General features: G+C 77.6%; 12 protein-coding genes. 7 read left to right on the top strand and 5 right to left on the bottom strand.

The features are described 5' to 3' along the window. Positions 1–190 precede the first annotated feature (190 nt). From ABT014_RS15530 to ABT014_RS15505, 6 genes are all read left to right on the top strand, one after another. The gene (locus ABT014_RS15530; RefSeq protein ID WP_350639257.1) at positions 191–898 is read left to right on the top strand and encodes a M24 family metallopeptidase; all 708 of its coding nucleotides are present in this window, start codon (positions 191–193) and stop codon (positions 896–898) included. Between the two features lie 239 nt (positions 899–1,137). Further along, positions 1,138–2,004 carry a DUF4132 domain-containing protein gene (locus tag ABT014_RS15525; protein ID WP_350639256.1) on the top strand — a complete coding sequence of 289 codons (867 nt, stop codon included), beginning with the start codon at positions 1,138–1,140 and terminating at the stop codon, positions 2,002–2,004. 68 nt (positions 2,005–2,072) lie between these two features. After that, positions 2,073–6,971 carry a DNA-binding protein gene (locus ABT014_RS15520; protein ID WP_350639342.1) on the top strand — a complete coding sequence of 1,633 codons (4,899 nt, stop codon included), beginning with the start codon at positions 2,073–2,075 and terminating at the stop codon, positions 6,969–6,971. Between the two features lie 100 nt (positions 6,972–7,071). Further along, positions 7,072–8,253, top strand: coding sequence for an ATP-binding protein (locus ABT014_RS15515; RefSeq protein ID WP_350639255.1), 1,182 nt, complete (start codon positions 7,072–7,074; stop codon positions 8,251–8,253). Next, positions 8,250–11,816, top strand: a complete 3,567-nt coding sequence (locus ABT014_RS15510; RefSeq protein ID WP_350639254.1) for a vWA domain-containing protein — start codon at positions 8,250–8,252, stop codon at positions 11,814–11,816. The genes ABT014_RS15515 and ABT014_RS15510 overlap by 4 nt, the downstream gene beginning before the upstream one ends. Then, on the top strand, positions 11,813–13,735 hold the full coding sequence (locus ABT014_RS15505) for a hypothetical protein (protein ID WP_350639253.1): 1,923 nt from the start codon (positions 11,813–11,815) through the stop codon (positions 13,733–13,735). Before ABT014_RS15510 ends, ABT014_RS15505 begins: the two co-directional genes overlap by 4 nt. Positions 13,736–13,760: 25 nt before the next feature. Here the strand turns inward: ABT014_RS15505 and ABT014_RS15500 are convergent, their stop codons facing one another. Then, positions 13,761–14,411, bottom strand: coding sequence for a maltokinase N-terminal cap-like domain-containing protein (locus ABT014_RS15500; RefSeq protein WP_350639252.1), 651 nt, complete (start codon positions 14,409–14,411; stop codon positions 13,761–13,763). Positions 14,412–14,452: 41 nt separating this feature from the next. Then, on the bottom strand, positions 14,453–14,881 hold the full coding sequence (locus tag ABT014_RS15495) for a VOC family protein (protein WP_350639251.1): 429 nt from the start codon (positions 14,879–14,881) through the stop codon (positions 14,453–14,455). Positions 14,882–14,955: 74 nt separating this feature from the next. Here ABT014_RS15495 and ABT014_RS15490 point away from each other — a divergent pair, with 74 nt between their 5' ends. Then, a complete protein-coding gene (locus ABT014_RS15490) occupies positions 14,956–15,408 on the top strand; it encodes a MarR family winged helix-turn-helix transcriptional regulator (protein WP_350639250.1) in 453 nt (150 codons plus the stop codon). Between the two features lie 23 nt (positions 15,409–15,431). Here the strand turns inward: ABT014_RS15490 and ABT014_RS15485 are convergent, their stop codons facing one another. Genes ABT014_RS15485 through ABT014_RS15475 form a run of 3 tightly spaced genes read right to left on the bottom strand, consistent with a single transcriptional unit; the run spans position 15,432 to position 18,368 of the window. Continuing rightward, on the bottom strand, positions 15,432–16,433 hold the full coding sequence (locus ABT014_RS15485) for a S66 peptidase family protein (RefSeq protein WP_502894978.1): 1,002 nt from the start codon (positions 16,431–16,433) through the stop codon (positions 15,432–15,434). Beyond that, positions 16,430–17,449 (bottom strand): ABC transporter permease, encoded by a 1,020-nt coding sequence (locus ABT014_RS15480; RefSeq protein WP_350639248.1) that lies wholly within the window; start codon positions 17,447–17,449, stop codon positions 16,430–16,432. The genes ABT014_RS15485 and ABT014_RS15480 overlap by 4 nt, the downstream gene beginning before the upstream one ends. Next, complete coding sequence (locus ABT014_RS15475; RefSeq protein ID WP_350639247.1) at positions 17,442–18,368, bottom strand: ABC transporter permease; 927 nt, start codon at positions 18,366–18,368, stop codon at positions 17,442–17,444. The genes ABT014_RS15480 and ABT014_RS15475 overlap by 8 nt, the downstream gene beginning before the upstream one ends. Between the last annotated feature and the right edge of the window lie 68 nt (positions 18,369–18,436).

Below are 18,436 nucleotides of genomic sequence, written 5' to 3'. Positions count from 1 at the left end.
GGGGTCGAGGCCGGACTCCGCCGCAGATGCCACCAGGATTGGCTATTTCCCCTCGCATGTGCAGGATGGTGGCGGGCCCCGGCCGACCGGGGCGGCCACCGGCGTCGCCGTCCGCGCGGCTCCGTCCCGGCCGGTCCGCCACGGCCCGCGGCGGGTGGCCCCACCACACCGGAGAGAGGCCCGATCGCGCATGGCAGTCGAGACGTCCCAGGAGCTGGAGGCCCGGCGGGCCGAGGCGCTGGTGGCGGCCCAGGAGAAGGCCGTCGCCCTGTTCGCCGAGGTCGAACGGCGCGGCCTGGTCGAGCCCGGGGTCGGCGAACGGCAGGCGAGCGACCGGATCCGCGACCTCGCCGACGAGATGTTCGGCACCACCCGGCACTGGCACAAGCGGATCATCCGGTCCGGCCCCAACACCCTGTACCCGTACCGGGAGAACCCGCCGGACCGGATCATCGGCGCCGACGACATCGCCTTCGCCGACTTCGGCCCGATCTTCGAGGAGTACGAGGCGGACTTCGGCCGCACCTACGTCTTCGGCGACGACCCCGACAAGCACCGCCTGCTGCACGAGCTGCCGCGGATCTTCGACGCCGGCCGGGCCGCGTTCGCCGCCGACCCCGGCATCACCGGCCGGCAGCTGCACGCCCACGTCGAACGCCTGGCGGCCGAAGGCGGCTGGGACCTCGGAGCCTGGCACGCCGGCCACTTGGTCGGGGAGTTCCCGCACGAGACCAACGACGGCGCCCGCGCCGAGTCCTACCTGACGCCGGAGAACACCACCCCGCTGCGGCGCACCGACCGGGCCGGCCGGGCCTGCCACTGGATCCTGGAACTGCACCTGGTCGACCGCCGGCGCGGCTTCGGCGGATTCCACGAGCAACTGCTCGACCTGGCCTGAGCCGGGGCCGGCCGCCGGACGGCCCCACCGTCCGTGTGCGCAGGGCCCGTTCGGCCGAAGCACCGACCAGCACCCGATTCCTCCGCGCTGAGGAGGAATCGACCCCTCGGGGGTGAGTTGTCCGAGGGTGCCGCTAGCGTTCCGATCACCGCGACGACGAGGGTGTCGGCAAACCCCCCGTCCTGCGGACATTCCTGATCACGGCACGTGCGACGGCAAGAGCAAGAGGTGGGGATCCGATGGGCTGGCTGGCAGCGGGCGAAGGTTACGAAATCGCCTTGGTGGAGGGGCGGGTGACGGCGAGGTCGACCGCGGGCCGGGCCGCCGGTAAGCAGCTGAAGACGCTGCCGAAGGCGGTCCGGGAGCACCCCGAGACCGACCGGCTGCGCAAGTTCGCCGAATGGCTGGAGCGGCACGCGGCCTCCTGCGTCGCCCAGGTGGACAACTGGATGGTGTCCTCGCTGCCCATCCCGACCGGGCTGCTCGCCCGGGTCTGGCCGGACGAGGCGTGGCAGGCCGCGCTCCGCGACCTCGCCGTGGTCGGCGACGACCCCGACGAGGTCGGCTTCCTGCGGGACGCCACCGCCGCGGGCGAGCTGCGGCTGGTCGACCTGGACGGCGAGACGGTGCGCATCTCGCCCACCACGGTGACCCTGCCCCACCCCGTCCTGCTGCCCGACCTCGCCGACCTGCGCGAGTTCGCTGCCGAACTCGGCATCGTCCAGGGCGTCGACCAGATCGACCGGGCCACCTGGCACAAGCCGGCCGACCTGGCGGCCAACGCCGTCGAGGTACGGGACTTCGCCGGCGGCCGGTTCGCCTCCCGGTTCGGCCTGGCCGCCCGCGCCACCGGCCTCGGTTACCGCGTCTCCGGCGGCTACGCCACCTGCCGGGTGCGCGACGGCGGCCGCACCGTCGAGGCCAACGTCTGGATCGGCGAGCCGTACTGGGACGGCGACTCGGAGACCGGCGGGCTCAGCTGGCACGACCTCGACGGCCGCGCACTGCCGCTGGCCGAGGTCGGCCCGGTCGCCTGGTCCGAGGGCATGCGGATGGCCGCGGCGCTGCACGCCGGCCGCACGGTCGAGGAAGGCAAGGACGCATGAGCACGACGGCAGGGACGGCGGGTACGGCGGGGACGACGGACGGAAGTGACGCGGTGACGGAGACGACGATGACCGAGGCCCGGGCCGAGGAACTGCTGCTGGCCGGCGCGGTGCTGCCGCCCGGCACCACCGGTGCGGGCGAGCGGGCGGTCCCGCTCACCGCCCGCAGCTACCACCACCCGGGCCTGGACGGCCGGATCGTGGTGCGACTGGTCGCCGGCGAGCTCGGCCCGGCCGAGGACCTGGCCGCCGGATTCCTCGGCCTGCTCCCCGCGCAGGGCCCGGACGCCGGGCCGGTCGAGGTCGGCCTCGGGCTGCGCCAGGCCCTCGGCTTCCCGGAGTGGGTGCTGGTCCACCACCCGGCCGACGGGCACCACGCGCTGGCGGTCGTCCCCGAGCTGGACCGGGTCGCCGTCCAGGCCAAGTCCAAGCCCAAGGCCGCGCTGGACGCCTACCACGAGATCGCCGGCCGGCTGGCCGCCTCGGTGCCGCACTTCCTGCCCACCTTCTACGAGCAGGCCGGCCGGGTCTTCCTCGCGGTGGAGAACGCGACCTACGCGGCGCAGATGTTCACCCGGGCCCGCAAGGCCGAGGCCGAGCACGGCCTGCCGCTCGACGAGACCCGGCTGGACGCGGTCTTCCTGGAGTTCGCGCTGGCCGGCGCACTGCCCGTCAAGGTGCTGTCCGGCTACGCCAAGGAGCTCGCCGCCCGGGTGCCGGCCGAGGAGGCGTTCCGCCGGTTCCGCACCCTGTGCGTGCGCCGCACCGCGGGCGGCCTGCAGCCGTCCGCGCAGATGGCCACCGACCTGCGCAAGCTGGCCCGGGCCGCCGGCGCCGACCCGGACGCCGCCGAGGGCGAGTACCTGGCCGAGCTGCTCGGCCGGCCGGCCACCCTGCGCGCCGCCGCCGGCTGGTGGAAGGGCCACCGCAAGGCGCTGACCGCGCTCGCCACCGCCGACCCCGCGATCCGCGGCGTGCTGCTCGACCTGATGCCCACCACCGACGACCGGGACATGCCCGGCCTGTGGCTGGAGATGCTGGAGGAGTGCGGCGCCACCACCGGGCTGAGCGACGCCTCGCTGCCCGCGCAGCAGCGCCCGGCCGACGGCACCGCCGGCTGGCTGGAGCGGTTCCTCGCCTGGCGCGGCACCCGCTGGGGCGCCCCCGCCCGGATCCCGGCCCTCTACCGGCTGGCCGACGCCGCCGCCGGTCAGCTGCGCGCCGAACTCGCCGTCACCGGCGCCGGCGCCGGCGTACGGGTCACCGAGGCCGACCTCGACCTGCTGGACCAGCTGCTCGCCCTCGGCATACCCGTGGCCGACCCCGGCACCGACGCCAGCCTGCGACTCGAGGCCTGGGCCGAGGACGACGACCGCCGCGACCTGACCGCGATCGAGGCCGACCCCCGCTTCCGGGCCGCGTTCCGCCGCGGCGCCGGCCGCCTCGGCGGCAACCGCGACGGCCTGCACACCCTGCGCGCGCTCGCCGCCTCGCCAGGCGGCCGTCCGATGCTCGCCGAATGGATGACCCAGGTCGCACAGGCGTCCTCCGCCGCCGGCCTGCCCGAACTGCCCGACGCCACCAAGGACCTGGGCTGGCTGCCGGGCGAGGTGCTGGCCCTCGCCGAGGAGCAGGTCCGCGCCGCCGCCGCCCTGGACGTCGCCGACATCCTGGCCCGCACGCTGCGCGGCGGTGTGCTGGACGAGCTCGGCTGGCCGGCCTGGGACGAGGCCGCCGCCGAGCTGGTCGCCCCCAAGGACGTCGACGACCTGGTGGTCGCGGACGCCTGGCCGCACCTCGTGGTGGCCGGCCCCACCCAGGCCCGGGTGATCGGCGCCGAGGGCACCGTCCTCACCCACGACCTGCGGGTCACCCCCGCCGAGGTGGTCGGCGACCCCGGCTACCACTACGTGGACGGCTCGCTGCTGGTCCACTGGCGCTCGCGCGGCTCGGTGGCCCAGGGCTACTGGCACACCGCCGCCGACCGGATCTTCGGCATGCCCGAGGAAACCCGCCCGCGCGGCACCCGGGTCACCTGGCTCGGCGCCATGCGCGACCACAGCCTGGCACTGGCCCGCGGCGGCCGCACCACCGGCGCGGGCGTCATCCACCCGGGCGACACCACCCTGCCCGCCGAGCGCCTGGTGATCAGCGACGGCACCTCCTACTGGGTGTGGGCCGACGCCGAACCGGCGTACACCTGGCACGAGTACGACCCGGCCACCGGCGCACTCGGCCGCGCCGCCGGGCCCGCCTTCCTCGCCGACGCGCTGCGCACCGCCCCCGCCGGCAGCACCGCCGGCCCCGCCTGGCTGCGACCGGCCCCGCTCGGGCACGCCACCGCCGCCGACACCCCGGTCGACGGCTGCTACGGCTGGCGGGTCGTCACCCTGCCGGACGGCTCGCAGCGCGGCGAGGACCTCGCCGGCAACACCGTGACCGTCCCCGCCCACCGCAGCACCCCGGTCCGCCGGGTGCTCTTCCCCGGCAGCGACCGCCCGGTGGCCGTCGCCATGGACACCTACCGGATCAGCCTGGTCGACCAGGACGGCGTGGTCACCGCCGTGGCCCGCACCGACGACGCCCCGGGCACCTTCGCCGAGGGCAGCCTCGTCCTGCCGCCGCTGCGCTACTGGCACAACCTCCAGCCGCGCGACCCGGCCGGTTCGCAGGCCCTGCGCCGGATCGACCGCGACACCGCGGCCGCCCTGCTCAAGGCCGCCGGGGCCGCGGGCAACCCCGAGGAGCTGCGCGCCGCCGTCGGTGCGCTGCTGCCCGGGATCGGCCACCCGGCGCTGGTGGCGGGCGTGGCCGGCCTCGCCCGGTTCGCCGGCGCGCAGCACATCGCCCTGGAGGCCGTCACCGAGCGTCTGGAGCGCGAGCTCTCGGGCGCCGGCACGGAGACCGAGGAGGAGCTGAGCGGCCCCACCGACCAGCAGCTGCGCGAGGCGCTCAGCGGCGTCGGCACGCACCGCGGCTGGTACGGCTCGGAGCCCACCCACGACATCCTGCGCCAGCTGCGCGCCCTCGACCGGGCCGCCGCCGGCGAGCACCCGCCGGCCGGGCCCGGCGCCCTGCACCTGGACGCCGTGCCGCTGCCCACCGAGTCGATGACCTGGACGGACCTGCTGGCGGTGGGCGCCGTCGCGGCCTTCCGCGCCGCCGTCGCCACCACCACCCCGGAGAGCCGCGACAGCCTGCACGCCCTGGCTCAGGGCCTGGCGCCGCTCGGCCTCACCACCGCCGCCGGCGCCGACCGCTGGCGCCTCCTGCGGGTCCACGTGGCCGGCAGCCGGCTGCTCGCCGCCGACGGCACCCCGCGCGAGCTGTACGAGGACCGGCTGCTCCCGCAGGACGGCGGGGCGTTCCTCGCCTTCGTCGACTCCGGCCGCCTCGACGACGGGGACGTGGAGTCCACCGTGCTGCTGCACGACCCGGCCGGCCGCTTCGCGGTGCCGGCGCCCTACACCCGGCGCTCCGCCGAGCCGCTCCCCGGCGCCCCGGCGGACGACCGGGTGGCCGCCCTGCTCACCGAGCTCGCCGCCCGGGGCCCCGCGCCCTGGCACCCGGCGGCGGCCGAGGAGTTCGCCCGCCTCACCGGCGTCACCCCGACCCTGGCCGCCCTGGTGGTGGCCGGACTGCCGCAGGTCGACTCCTACGAGCGGAACTTCCTCGACCCGCAGGTGCGCGCCCTGCTCGGCCTCAAGGTCGCGGACGCCGCGGTCGCCAAGGACGAGCTGCGCGGCCTGAGTTCCGAGGTGCGGCGGGCCCTGGTCGGCGCCCTGCTGCCCGCCGACCCGGCCCGGCTGTGGACCGAGGGCCCCGACGTGGCGACCGCCGCCGAGCTCTGGAACCAGCACGTCGGCCGCCGGGTCCCCGTCCCCGAGGCGCTGCTCGCCGAGGCGGTCCGGGCGCTGCGCGGCGAGTGGGCGCCCACCCACGCGCTGCCCGCCGTGCTCGACCCGGCCGCCTCGCCGGAACTCGAACGCGACCTCGCCTGGCACGTCAAGGGCGACCGGGTGGTGCCGGTCGAGCACGGCGCCACCGGCTTCACCGCGAAGACCCTGGTCGGCGCCGTCGCCGCCACCGCCTGGCTCGCCCACCGGCTGCCCGCCGGCGACCCGCTGCGCGCCGGCCTGCCGCGCGCCCTGGCCGCCGTCCGGGCCCGGCTGGCCAACCCGGAGCTGATGCTCGACCTCGGCCGGTACGTCAGCCTGCCGGACTTCCGCAAGGCGGCCGGCGCCCCGACCGAGGTCGGCGAGGGCTACGAGCGGTACGGCGCCGTCATCATGGCCACCTACGACAGCCAGCCCGCCCCCGGCATCCGGACGGCCCTGCTGGACGCGGCCGGCGAGGACCCGTACCTGCCCGCGCTGCGCCTGGACGACCAGCAGCCGTTCCCCGCCGAGGCCGCGCTGCAGGTGGCCCGCGACCCTCGCTTCGAGGCGCTGCTCGCCGACCCGGGGGAGCCGGCGGCCGGCGAGCGCGGCCCGGACGGCACCTGGTGGCCGCAGGACCCGTCCCGCTCGGTGCCCGACCTGGTCGAGGCCGCCGCCGAACGGCACGGCCTCGGGGCGGACGCCGCCGCGCTCTACCTGATGCTGCTGGCGATGCCCGACCCGACCGACCGCAACACCGCCCGCTGGACGGGCTGGCGGCCCGCCCGCCTCAAGGCCGCGCGGGCCGAACTGGCCGCCACCGACCTGGTGATCGAGGCCAGTCGCAGCCGGGCCGGCCGCTCGCTGTTCCTGCCCGGTGGCTGGACCGAGCTGCGCACCCCGCTCCTGCCGGTGGAGACCTGGAAGCTCCCGATGCTCGACCTGGTCGGCGACAAGAACTCCCCGCTCGGCGTCGGCGTGCCGGTCGAACCCGCCGCCGCGCTCCACCGCCGGGCCTGGCAGCGGGTCACCGACGGTGACGCGCCGCGCTTCCAGGAGCTGAAGACCCGCCGCGGCCGCCGCCGCTGACCGCCCCTCGGCCGAGGGTGCGGCGCCGTCCCCGCGACGGCGCCGCACCCTCGGCCACCCCTCCGCACCGACCCGTCAACGACCTGTCAAAGGACCTCGCATGACCCTGACCGCCGACCAGCCGACGGCCCCGCAGGCCCCGCCCGCCCGGCAGATCCTGCCCGCCGAGGAGCTCCACGCCGCCGAACTCGCCTTCCTCGCCGCACTCGACGACGGCCCCCGCCCGCCCGGCTGGGCGCTCACCCCGAGCGCCGTGGTCACCTTCGTCTGCGGCAGCGACGGCGCCGCCCTCGCCCTGCCGGCCCGCCGCCGCGCCGGCGGCGAGCTGCCCGCCAAGCTGGTGATCACCCAGAAGTTCGTCGGCGAGCGGGCACTCGTGGAACGCTGCGTGGTGACCCTCGCCGGCGAGCGCGGCCTGCTGCTGGTCGGCGAGCCCGGTACCGCCAAGTCGCTGCTCTCGGAGCTGCTCTCGGCCGCCGTCAGCGGCACCAGCGAGCTCACCGTCCAGGGCACCGCCGGCACCACCGAGGACGCCTTCCGGTACGGCTGGAACTACGCCCTGCTGCTCGCCCAGGGGCCGACCCCGCAGGCCCTGGTGGCCTCGCCGGTGCTCACCGCGATGCGCACCGGGCGGGTCGCCCGGATCGAGGAGATCACCCGCTGCCTCCCGGAGGTGCAGGACGCCCTGGTCTCGATCCTCTCCGACCGTCGGGTGAGCGTCCCCGAACTCGCCGGCACCGAGTCCGCCACGGTCGCCGCCGCCCCCGGCTTCACCGTGCTCGCCACCGCCAACCTGCGCGACCGCGGCGTCTCCGAGATGTCCGCCGCGCTCAAGCGGCGCTTCAACTTCGAGACCGTGCAGCCGATCGCCGACGCGGACGCCGAGACGGCGCTGGTGCGCGGCCAGGCCACCGCCGCCGTGCGGCGGGCCGGCGCGGCCTTCGGGGTCGACGACGCCGTCCTGGACGTGCTGGTCACCGTCTTCCGCGACCTGCGCACCGGCCGCTCCGCCGAAGGGTGGGACCTGGAGCGCCCCGGCACCGTGATGTCCACCGCCGAGGCCGTCCAGGTGGCCACCTCGCTCGGCCTCGCCTCGGCGTACCTGCCCGGCGGGGACGTGCTCGACCTGGTCCCCGGCCACCTGCTCGGCGCCGTCCGCAAGGACGACCAGGCCGACCACGCCCGGCTGCTCGGCTACTGGGACGGCCCGGTCCGGCGCCGCGCCGAGGACGGCTCGGCCACCTGGCGCCGCCTGTGGGACCTGCGGGAGAACCTGCGATGACCGACGCCCCCGTGCAGACCCACCCCCGGGACGCCCTGGAGGCGCTCGCGGGTTCGGCGGACCCGTACCTGATCGGCGTCCGCCACCACAGCCCGGCGCTGGCCGCCGCCGTGCCGGCGTTGCTGGACGCGGCCGGCGCCGAGGTGGTCTGCGTCGAGCTGCCCGCCGACTTCCAGGACTGGCTGCCGCACCTCGCCGACCCGCAGACCCTCGCCCCCGTCGCGCTCGCCGGCACCGGCCCGAACGGGCAGCTCGGCTTCTACCCGTTCGCCGACTTCTCGCCGGAACTGGCCGCACTGCGCTGGGCGCGCGAGCGCGGCGCCACCGTGCTCTGCTGCGACCTGCCGATGGGTGACCCGGGCTGGTCCGCGGGCGGCGCCGGGCCCACCGCCGAACGGCCGGACGCCGCGCAGCAGCCCGGCCCGGCCTTCGCCGACGCCCTCACCGCGGCGGGCACCGGCCGCGAGGGCGAGGACCTATGGGACCGCGCCGTCGAGGTGCTCGCCCCGGGCTGCGCGCCCGAGGCGGTCCGCCGGGCCGCGCTCGGCGTCGGCTGGGCGCTGCGCCGCGACGCGGCCGGGCGCGGCGGGGTGCCCGCCACCGACCTCGCCCGCGAGGCCCGGATGCGGGCCGTGATCGCCGGCGCCGGTGCCTCCGGCGCCCGGGTCGCCGCCGTGATCGGCGCCTTCCACGCCCCGGCCCTGCTCACAGGCGCCGACCCGGACACCCCGCAGCTCGCCGACGCCCCGGACGGATCCGCGATCGCCACCTCCCTCGTCCCCTACACCTTCGGCCTGCTCGACTCCCGCTCCGGCTACCCCGCGGGCATCCGCGACCCGCAGTGGCAGCAGGCCGTGCTGGAGGCCGCCGGCGACCCGGAGGCGGTCCGGGAGGCGGCCGCCCGCGCGATCACCGACCTGTGCCGCCGGCTGCGCGCCGACGGGCACACCGCCGGTACCGGCGAGGCCGCCGAGACGCTCCGGCTGGCCTGCGACCTGGCCCGACTGCGCGGCCTGCCGGCGCCCGGCCGCGGCGAGCTGATCGAGGCCGTCACCAGCGTGCTCGGCCAGGGCGAACCGCTCGGCCGCGGCCGGGCCCTCGCCCGCGCCCTGGAGAGCGTGCTGGTCGGCGCCGCCCGCGGCCGCACCGCCCCGGGCACCCCGCGCTCCGGGCTCGGCCCGCACGTCGAGACCGAACTCGCCGCGCTGCGCCTGCCGTTCCCGGACGAGCCCGAGGCCCGCGAGCTGCGCCTGGACCCGCTGCGCTCCGCCCTCGACGCCCGCCGCGAGAGCCTGCTGCAGCGCCTGCGGGTCTGCGGGGTCGGCTACGGCGAGCCGGTCGAGGTCACCGCGGCCGGCGACGCCACCGCGCTCACCACCCGCTGGCGGCTCTCCTGGACCCCGTCCGTCGCCGCCCGCCTCGACCTGGCGGGCGTCCGGGGCGTCACGGCCGCGCTGGCCGCCGCCGGCACCCTGCGGGAGACCGCGCGGCGCCACGCCGCCGAGGGCGGCCCGACCTGCGCGCAGGTCCTGGAGGGCCTGCACGAGGCGGCCCGCTGCGACCTGCCCGAGCTGGTCACCGAGCGGCTCACCGAGGCCGAGCTGGTGCTCCCCGCCGCCGCGACCGTGCCCGAACTGCTCGGCGCGCTCGACCTGTTGGAGGCGCTGCGCCGCGCCCACCTGCCCGGCGCCACGGAGGCCGGCCGGGCCAGGGCCGGCGAGCTGGCCGTCACCCTGCTGGACGCCGCCGTCCGGGGCCTGCCCGGTCTCGCCGGCAGCGACGACCCGCAGGACGCCACCGCGCTGGTCGCGCTGGCCACCCGGGCCGGCGAGCACCGCCTCGGCCTGCGGATGGACGACGCGCTCGGCACCCTCGCCCGGACCGGCTCCCCGCTGGTCCAGGGCGCGGCCCTGGCCGCCCGGGTCCTGCTCGATCTGGACGGCCCGGACACCCTGGGCATCCGCGCCGCCGGCTGGGTCGACACCGCAACCCACCCCGACGCCCGGCGCCGGCTCGCCCGGCTGCTGACCGGACTGCTCACCGCCGCCGGCCCGCTGCTGCAGGCCGCGCCGGACGCCCTCGGCCCGCTGCTGGAGCGCGTCGACACCCTCCCGGACCAGGGCTTCCTGGACCGGCTGCCGGCCCTGCGCGGCGGCTTCGACGCGCTCTCCCCGGCCGGCCGCGACCGGCTGCTGCGGACCGTCACCGACCGGCTGGGCGAGCGCCTGGACCTCACCCTGGCGGCCGCACCGGAGCTGCTCGCGCTGTGGACGGCCGCCGACACCGCCGCCACCGAGGCCCTCGCCGCGCTCGGCCTGCCCGGCCCGCACCCGGCCGGCCCGACGACCGGTACGGCCCCGCTGCCCCCGGCCGCCGAGCCCCCGGCTGCCGATCCGCCCGCCGCAGGCCCGGCCGCCGAGGCCCTCCCGGGGCACCCGGCGCCCCGGCTCGCGCCCGCCGACCGCTGGCGCCTGCTGCTCGGCCGGGAGGCGGAACGCCTGCCCGACCACGCCCGCCGCTACGCGCACGCCCTCGACGAGCTGTACGGCGCGGGCCGCGGCGAGGGCGCCGCCGACCTCGGCGGGGCCGGGGGCGACGGCGGCGGCCGGGAGGCCTCGTTCCCGACCGCCCGCGAATGGGCGGAGGAACTCGACGCCCTGTTCGGCGCCGACGTCCGCGAGGAGGTGCTCGGCCGCGCCGCCGAGGCCGGCCGCACCGACGTGCTGGCCGAACTCGACCCCGCCGCCGTCCGCCCCTCGATCGACCTGCTGACCTCGGTCCTCAACCTGGCCGGCGGCCTCCCCGAGCAGCGGCTCGCCCGGCTGCGCCCGCTGGTGCGTCGCCTGGTCGACGAGCTCTCCCGCGAACTCGCCACCCGGCTGCGCCCCGCCCTGTCCGGGCTGGCCAACCCGCGCCCCACCCGCCGCCCCGGCGGCCGCCTCGACCTGGCCCGCACCCTGCGGGCCAACCTGGCCCGTACCCGCCGGCTCTCCGACGGCCGCACCGTGGTCGTCCCCGAGCAGCCGGTGTTCAGCACCCGGGCCCGCAAGGAGGCCGACTGGCGGCTGATCCTGGTGGTCGACGTCTCCGGCTCGATGGAGGCGTCCGTCATCTGGTCGGCGCTCACCGCGGCCGTGCTCGGCGGGGTGCCCACCCTGTCCACCCACTTCCTGGCGTTCTCCACCCAGGTGATCGACCTGACCGACCGGGTCGACGACCCGCTCTCGCTGCTGCTGGAGGTCCGGGTCGGCGGTGGCACCCACATCGCCGCCGGACTCGCCCGGGCCCGCTCCCTGGTGACCGTGCCCAGCCGCACGCTGGTCGTGGTGGTCAGCGACTTCGAGGAGGGCTACCCGGTCGGCGGCCTGCTCGCCGAGGTCCGCTCGCTCGCCTCGGCCGGGGTCCACCTGATGGGCTGCGCCGCCCTGGACGACACCGGCGCCCCCCGCTACTCGGTGCCGGTGGCGCAGCAACTCGTGGCGGCCGGCATGCCGGTGGCCGCACTCAGCCCGCTCGCCCTCGCCCGCTGGGTCGGCGACCGCCTCCGCGGAGAAACCCGATGACACCTGCCACCCCCGCCCCCTTCCCACCGGCCACGCCGGACGCCGTGGCCGCCGCGGTCGAGGGGCTGACCGCCCGGCTGCGGAAGAAGCTGGACGCCGCCGTGGAGCTCTACCCCGGCCTGCCGCGCGGCACCACCGACGCAGGCCTGCTCACCGTCACCTGCGCGGAGGACGCGGTGGTCACCCTCGCCCCGGGCCCGTCCGGGGTGATCACCGCTCAGGACCAGGTGGTGTGCAGTTGCCTGCTGGCCCCGCGCTGTCTGCACCGGGCCGCCGTGCTCGGGGCCTGCCCGCTGGCCGGGCCCGGTGACGTCCCCGAGGCGGCGCCGGAGGCCGCACCCGAGGCGGGCGCGGCCCCGACCGTGCCCGCCGGGACGGCGGAGCCCGCCGCGGACGCCCGGGTCCCCGCCGCCGCGCCGCCGACCGCCGTGCCGCTGACCGCCGCCCAGGTCGCGGCCGCGGCCGGCCTGTGGTCGGCGGCCGCCGCCGTGCTCGCGGCCGGCGTGCCCGCCGCGGGCGCCGTGCCGCAGGCCGAACTGCTGCGCGCCGCCCACACCGCCCGGCTGGCGGGCCTGCTGCGGGCCGAGGCGGCGGCCCTGCGGGTGGTGCGCGGCCTGCGCGGCGCCCGGGCCCGGCACGAGAGCCACCGGACCGCCGACCTGGTCACCGCCCTGCGCGAACTCCTGCTCACCACCGCGCTGCTGGCCGCGCCCGAGTCGCCCGCCCCCGACTCGCCCGCCGCCGGAGTCGTCCCGCGCGCCGACCTGCTCGGCACCGCGCGGCGGGCCTACCGCGACGGCGGCGCGCTGCGGGTGCAGGGCGTCTGCCGGGAGCCGGTGATCAGCGCCACCGGGTACGGCGGCGTGGTCACCCACCTGATCGCGGAGGACGGCCGCTGGTACTCGGTGTCCGACGTCAAGCCCGGCGGCCCGGCCCGCGCGCGGGGAGCCGGCACGGCGCCGGTGACCGTGGGCGCTGCCGTCCTCAACCATGCCGAACTCTCCCGCGGCGGCGTGCTGGTGGCCGGCGCCACGGTGTCCGCGGACGGCAGGCTCGGTTCCGGCAAGGGCGTGCGCGCCAGTGCCGTCCCCGGCCTGGAGTGGGGGTCCGGCCCGCTGGCCGCGCTGTTCGCCGCACCGCTCGCGCAGGCCGCCGCCGAACGCCTGGCCGACGGGCCCGGGGCCGATCCCGAGTCGGGTGGCAGCGCCCGCGCCCTGGTCGGCGCCGACCTGGTGGTGCTCGGCTCCGCCGCCGACTGCCTGCTCACCCGGGAGCTGGACCGGGACACCGGGGCGCCCGCCGGCCCGCTGGTCCGGCTGGCCGCCGCCAACGGCCACCCGGACCTCGCGCACGGCGCCAACCTCCGGCAGCTCGCCGCCCGGCCCGGCGTACGGATCCGGGTGATCGGCCGGATCGAGCCGGACCGGGCCGCCACCCTGCGCCCGCTCGCCGTCGGGCCGGTGCCCGGCAGTGCGGCGACCCTGCGGCTGCCACCGCAGTGGCAGGGCCGGGCCGACCTCGGCTACGACCGCCTCCAGGGCGCGCACTTCCCGGACGCGGACGCGCTCGACCCGGTCGGCCCGCTCGGTGACCTCCCGCCGGACCCGCTGGCCGGCTCGCCGCTGTGGCGGGTGCGCCGCCTGGTGGAACTCGCCGTCACCGGCGGCCGCCGGGCCGCGGCGGAATCCGCCCGCAGCGGCGACCCCCGCACCGACGGGGCCGCGCTCCGGCGGACCGGCTTCGCCGGGGCGGCCGCCCTCGCCGAGTCCCTGGTCACCGAGGCCGACCGGCGCCACCGGGACGTCTTCGGGCGGCTCGGCGAGCCGGCCGACGACCACTACGCCGCGGCCTGGCTCGCCGCCGCCGTCCATCTCACCGCAGCGGAAGGGGCGTTGGTCCGCGCCACCTGGCAGGCCTGAGCGGACCCGTCGGCGCCCGGACCGGTCAGCCGGTCCGCAGCTCCGCGAACAGGCCCTGGACCCGGGTGCCGTCCGGCTGCTGCCAGGCGCCGCCCACCCTCCCGGCCACCCCGGCCGGGAGGGGGCCGGCGGCCTCGCCGGGCCGCAGGACGCGCCGCACCCGCAGCACCGCACCGTCCGGACCCGGCAGGTCGGTGCCCTCCGGGCCGTCCGCGGCGGTGCCGGTGAAGCCGGCGGGCACCCGGCCGTCCTCCCGGGCGGAGCGGGTCACCTCGCGGTCGGGGGTGTCGCTGGCGCTCTGGTCCTGAGCGGGCGCCAGGCCCGCCATCAGCGCCAGCAACTGGTCGACCAGGACCGGGTCCTGGCATCCGTCGTACACCCAGCGGTGGCCCAGCACACCGTGCTCGGTGGTGCCGACCAGGGCGTGCTCGGCGCCGGGCAGGGGAGCGCCGCGGTAGGTGAGCGGCACCAGGTAGGCGGCCGGGTCGCCGCCCGAGGCGTCGGTGACCACCATGAACTCGATCCCCACCTCGCCCTGCGGGTCGTCCAGCCGGAATCCGCCGGCCTTGGCCGGCTCCGGCACCGCGCCACCCCGGTACCAGGGCCTGGACGGGAGCCAGGCGGTGAGCAGTTCGAGCTTGGTCGGCGTCAGCGTGGTGCGGTGGATGACGGCCATGCCAGGTCCCCTCGGTGCGGGCGGTTCGGTGCGGGCGGGTCCTACTCTGCCACCCGGCCGGCGCCGGCCGCAGGCCCGTACGACTGAAGTTCGATCAAGGTGCCCTCGAGGTCGCGGAGATGGGCGGTGCGCAGCCCCGGCCCCCAGTCGGGCCGGTCGGCCGGGGCGGTCACCGACGTCCCGCCGTGCCGCACGCAGAGGGCGTGGGCGGCGTCCACGTCGGCCACCCGGCAGACGAACACGGCCGCGCCCGCCGGCCCGGCCGGGGTCGCGTCACCGAGGACGGCCCGCATCGCCGCCCGGTCGAACAGCGCCAGGATCCCCTGCCCGGCCACGTCCCAACCGGCGTACGGGCCGCCCGCATCGCCGCGGACCAGCTGCGCGCCGGCCAGTTCGGGAAGGACCGCGGCGTAGAACCGGAAGCTGTCGGCGAACCGGTCGACCAGCAGGCGGGGGTGCAGGGCGTCCACGAGGACTCCTCGGATCGGCGGGGAGCACATTGATAGGTGCGGACCCACGATGGGTCGGCGCCTACAATAGCCCCGTGCAGCCCACCACCGCCGCCCCGCCGAGCCTGCTCGGCCTCACCACCTACCTGCTGTCGCGCACCGGCAAGTCCGCCCGCGGCCGGCTCGCCGACCGGCTTGCCGGGCACGGCCTGCGGCTCTGGCACCTGGCGGCGCTCGCCGCGCTGGCCGACTTCGGCCCGCACGTCCAGCGCGAGCTGTCGGTGCGGCTCTCGGTCGACCCCAGCGACATCGCCAAGGTCGTGGACGAACTCGCCACCCGCGGCTGGGTCGACCGCTCCCGGGACCCGGCCGACCGCCGCCGGGTGCGGATCAGCCTGACCGCCGCCGGCCGCGGCGCGCTGCGCGACCTGCACGCCGAGGCGCAGGAGGTCCAGGGCGAGCTGCTGGCTCCGCTGAGCACCGCCGAACAGGCCCAACTGACCGCCCTGCTGCGCCGGGTCCTGGACGGCGTCACCGCGGACCGGTGAGTTCGGGCCCCGGGCCGGCGCGGTCAGGACGGGCAGCGCGCCCGCTCGCCGCCCGTCGCCGCGGCGGCCCGCGCGGCGAGCGGCTGCTCCAGCAGGACCAGCCGGCCCGGCGTCAGCTCGGCCCGCACGCCGAGCGGCACGGTGAGCTGCAGCGGCCCGTGCCCGGCGGGCAGTCCGGCCGCCACCGGTACGCCGAGCCCGCCGAGCCGGTCGGCGAGCACCGCCGTCACCTGCTCCGGCGGCCCGCAGTCGGTGAAGTCGCCGAGCACGATCCCGGCCGCCCGGGCCAGCACCCCCGCCCGCAGCAGCTGGGTCAGGATCCGGTCCAGCCGGTACGGCTCCTCGCCGACCTCCTCCAGCAGCAGCAGGCAGCCCTCCGGCACCGCCGCGGTGGGCGTGCCGACCGAGGCGGCGAGCAGGCTGGCGTTGCCGCCGGCGAGCCGGCCCCGGGCGGCGCCGGGCACCAGCGGGGGGCCGGTCAGCGGCAGTCCGGTGACCAGCTCCGGTTCGAACAGCACGGTCCGCAGGTGCGCGGCGCTCTCCGGCCGGTCCGCGAGCGCGCCGGTGGCGGGCATCGGCGCGTGCAGCGTGCTGGTGCCCAGCCGGGCGGCGAACGCCTCGTGCAGGGCGGTGATGTCGCTGGAGCCGATCAGCAGCGGCGGACGCCCGGTGGCGGCGATCGCCGGCCAGTCCACCAGGTCGACCATGCGCTGGCTGCCGTAGCCGCCGCGGGCGCAGAACACCGCCCGGACCTCGGGATCGGCGCAGGTCGCGGTGAGGTCGGCGGCCCGGTCGCGGTCGTGGCCGGCCAGGTGGCCGAGGTGGGTGTCGCCGGCGTGCGGCAGCACCCGCACCACCAGCCCCCAGGACTCCAGCAGTGCCACGCCGCGGGCCAGCAGCCCGGGGTCGGGCGGCCCGGCGGGCGCGGCCACCGCCACCAGGTCGCCGGGGCGCAGCGCGGCCGGTACGGCGGGCTCGGCGGTCGGGTCCGGCTCGATGGTCGGGTCCGGCACGGCGGTCCTCATCTCAGCTTCGGGTCGTAGGCGTCCCGGACGGCGTCGCCGAGCAGGATGAAGCTCAGCACGGTCGCCGAGAGGAACAGTGCGGGGAACGCGAGCAGGTGCGGGAAGTCGAGGAAGTACGCCTGGGCGGCGTTGAGTTGCAGCCCCCAGGAGAGGGCAGGGTACTGGAGTCCGACCCCGAGGAAGTCCAGGGTGGCCTCGCCGGAGATCACGTTCCCGACGTTGAGCATGGCCACCACCACGACCGGGGTCATCGCGTTCGGCAGCAGGTGGCGGGCCATCAGGCGGACCGGCCCCGCGCCGGTGGAGCGCGCCGCCTGGACGAAGTCGGCGTCCCGTACGCCGATCACCTGGGCCCGCATCACCCGGGTCATGGTGGTCCAGCCGAGGGCGACCAGCACCAGGGTCATCGCGCCCAGCCCGTGGTCGGGGAAGGCGACCAGGACCACGGTGGCGCCGAGCACGAACGGCAGTCCGAAGAACACGTCGGTCACCCGGCAGACCAGGCCGTCCACCCAGCCGCCGAAGTACCCGGCGAGCAGCCCGAGCAGCACCGAGACGGCCAGCGCCCCGGCCGTCACCGCGAGGCCGATGACCAGCGACGGGCGGCTGCCCCGCACCACCTGCGCGAGGTAGTCGCAGCCCTGGAGGTCAAACCCGAACGGGTGCCCGGCGGTCGGCCCCACCCGCGAGTCGGACAGCTCGCAGCGGCCGCTGTCCTCGGTGAACAGGGCGATGAACGGGGCCGGGAAGGCGGCCATCAGGCCCATCAGCACCAGGACGGCGGTGCAGACGATCACCAGCGGCCGGGTCCGCAGGTCGTGCCAGGCGCTCGCGCCGGGCCGCCCGGCCGCCCGGCCGTCCCCGTCCGGGCCGTCCGCCCGCCGCCGCGCCGCGGGCCGGCGGCCGCTGCGGCCCGGCAGCAGCAGGTCCTCGGTCGGCACCGGGACCGGCACGGCGGTCGGCACCGCGCCGGGCACGGCGGGTCCGGCGGCGGGCAGCGGCTGCGGGTCACTCATGGCGGATCCTCGGGTCGAGCAGGCCGTACAGGACGTCGACGAGCAGGTTGGCCAGGCAGAACACCAGCACCAGCAGGGTGGTGACGCCGACCACGGTCGGGCCCTCGCGCAGCTGGATGGCCTGGAACACCAGCTGCCCGATGCCGGGGAGGTTGAAGATGTACTCGGTCACCACGGCGCCCGCCATCAGCGAGCCGAGCTCCACCCCGAGGAAGGTCACCACCGGGATCAGCGAGTTGCGCAGGGTGTGCCGCAGCACCACCCGGTGCCACCGCAGGCCCTTCGCCCCGGCGGTGCGCACGTAGTCGGCGCGCAGGTTCTCCAGCAGCGAGGCGCGGGCCAGTCGGGCCACGTACGCGACGCCGAAGGAGGCCAGCACCAGGCCGGGGAGCAGGTACGCGGTGGGCCAGCCGCCCTCCGCGCCGGAGACCGGGAACCAGCCCAGGCGCACCCCGAGGATCAGCTGGGCGAGGTAGCCGACGATGTACACCGGCACCGCGATCACCAGGGTGGTGCCGGCCAGCACCGTGTTGTCCGCCCAGCGGCCCTTGCGCAGCGCGGCCCAGACGCCCAGCCCGACCCCGAGCACGGTCTCCAGGCACCAGGCCGTCAGCCCGAGCCGCAGCGTCACCTGCCAGCGCCCGGCCAGCGTCCCGGCGACCGGCTCCCCGGTGAAGGTGCTGCCGAGGTCGCCGGTCAGCAGGCCGCCCAGGTAGTGGAAGTACCGGACGAACAGCGGGTCGTCCAGGTGGTACCGCCGGTGCAGCTCGGCGAGTACGGCGGGCGGCACCGGGCGGTCGCCGGCGAGCCCCTGGATCGGGTCGCCGGGCAGCACGAAGACCATGGTGTGGATAAGGAAGGTGGTGGCCAGCAGTACGGGGATGGCGTACAGCAGGCGGCGGGCGATGTAACGGCCCATCCAGGCGCCCCCGGTTCTCGCGTTCTCGCATCGGGCGGGTGGTGGTTCGCGCGGCGCGTCGCGCCGGC

The sequence above is a fragment of the Kitasatospora sp. NPDC094015 genome (assembly GCF_040304075.1).
Lineage (GTDB): Bacteria > Actinomycetota > Actinomycetes > Streptomycetales > Streptomycetaceae > Kitasatospora.
This window is presented reverse-complemented; position numbering and strand designations above follow the sequence as displayed.

Bases quoted from the DNA above. Each gene is read 5' to 3' on its own strand.
- ABT014_RS15500 (WP_350639252.1), bottom strand. From the start codon at position 14,411: ATGGCCGTCATCCACCGCACCACGCTGACGCCGACCAAGCTCGAACTG.
- ABT014_RS15485 (WP_502894978.1), bottom strand. From the start codon at position 16,433: ATGAGGACCGCCGTGCCGGACCCGACCATCGAGCCGGACCCGACCGCC.
- ABT014_RS15510 (WP_350639254.1), top strand. From the start codon at position 8,250: ATGACCGACGCCCCCGTGCAGACCCACCCCCGGGACGCCCTGGAGGCG.
- ABT014_RS15505 (WP_350639253.1), top strand. From the start codon at position 11,813: ATGACACCTGCCACCCCCGCCCCCTTCCCACCGGCCACGCCGGACGCC.
- ABT014_RS15515 (WP_350639255.1), top strand. From the start codon at position 7,072: ATGACCCTGACCGCCGACCAGCCGACGGCCCCGCAGGCCCCGCCCGCC.
- ABT014_RS15475 (WP_350639247.1), bottom strand. From the start codon at position 18,368: ATGGGCCGTTACATCGCCCGCCGCCTGCTGTACGCCATCCCCGTACTG.
- ABT014_RS15520 (WP_350639342.1), top strand. From the start codon at position 2,073: ATGACCGAGGCCCGGGCCGAGGAACTGCTGCTGGCCGGCGCGGTGCTG.
- ABT014_RS15525 (WP_350639256.1), top strand. From the start codon at position 1,138: ATGGGCTGGCTGGCAGCGGGCGAAGGTTACGAAATCGCCTTGGTGGAG.
- ABT014_RS15530 (WP_350639257.1), top strand. From the start codon at position 191: ATGGCAGTCGAGACGTCCCAGGAGCTGGAGGCCCGGCGGGCCGAGGCG.
- ABT014_RS15480 (WP_350639248.1), bottom strand. From the start codon at position 17,449: ATGAGTGACCCGCAGCCGCTGCCCGCCGCCGGACCCGCCGTGCCCGGC.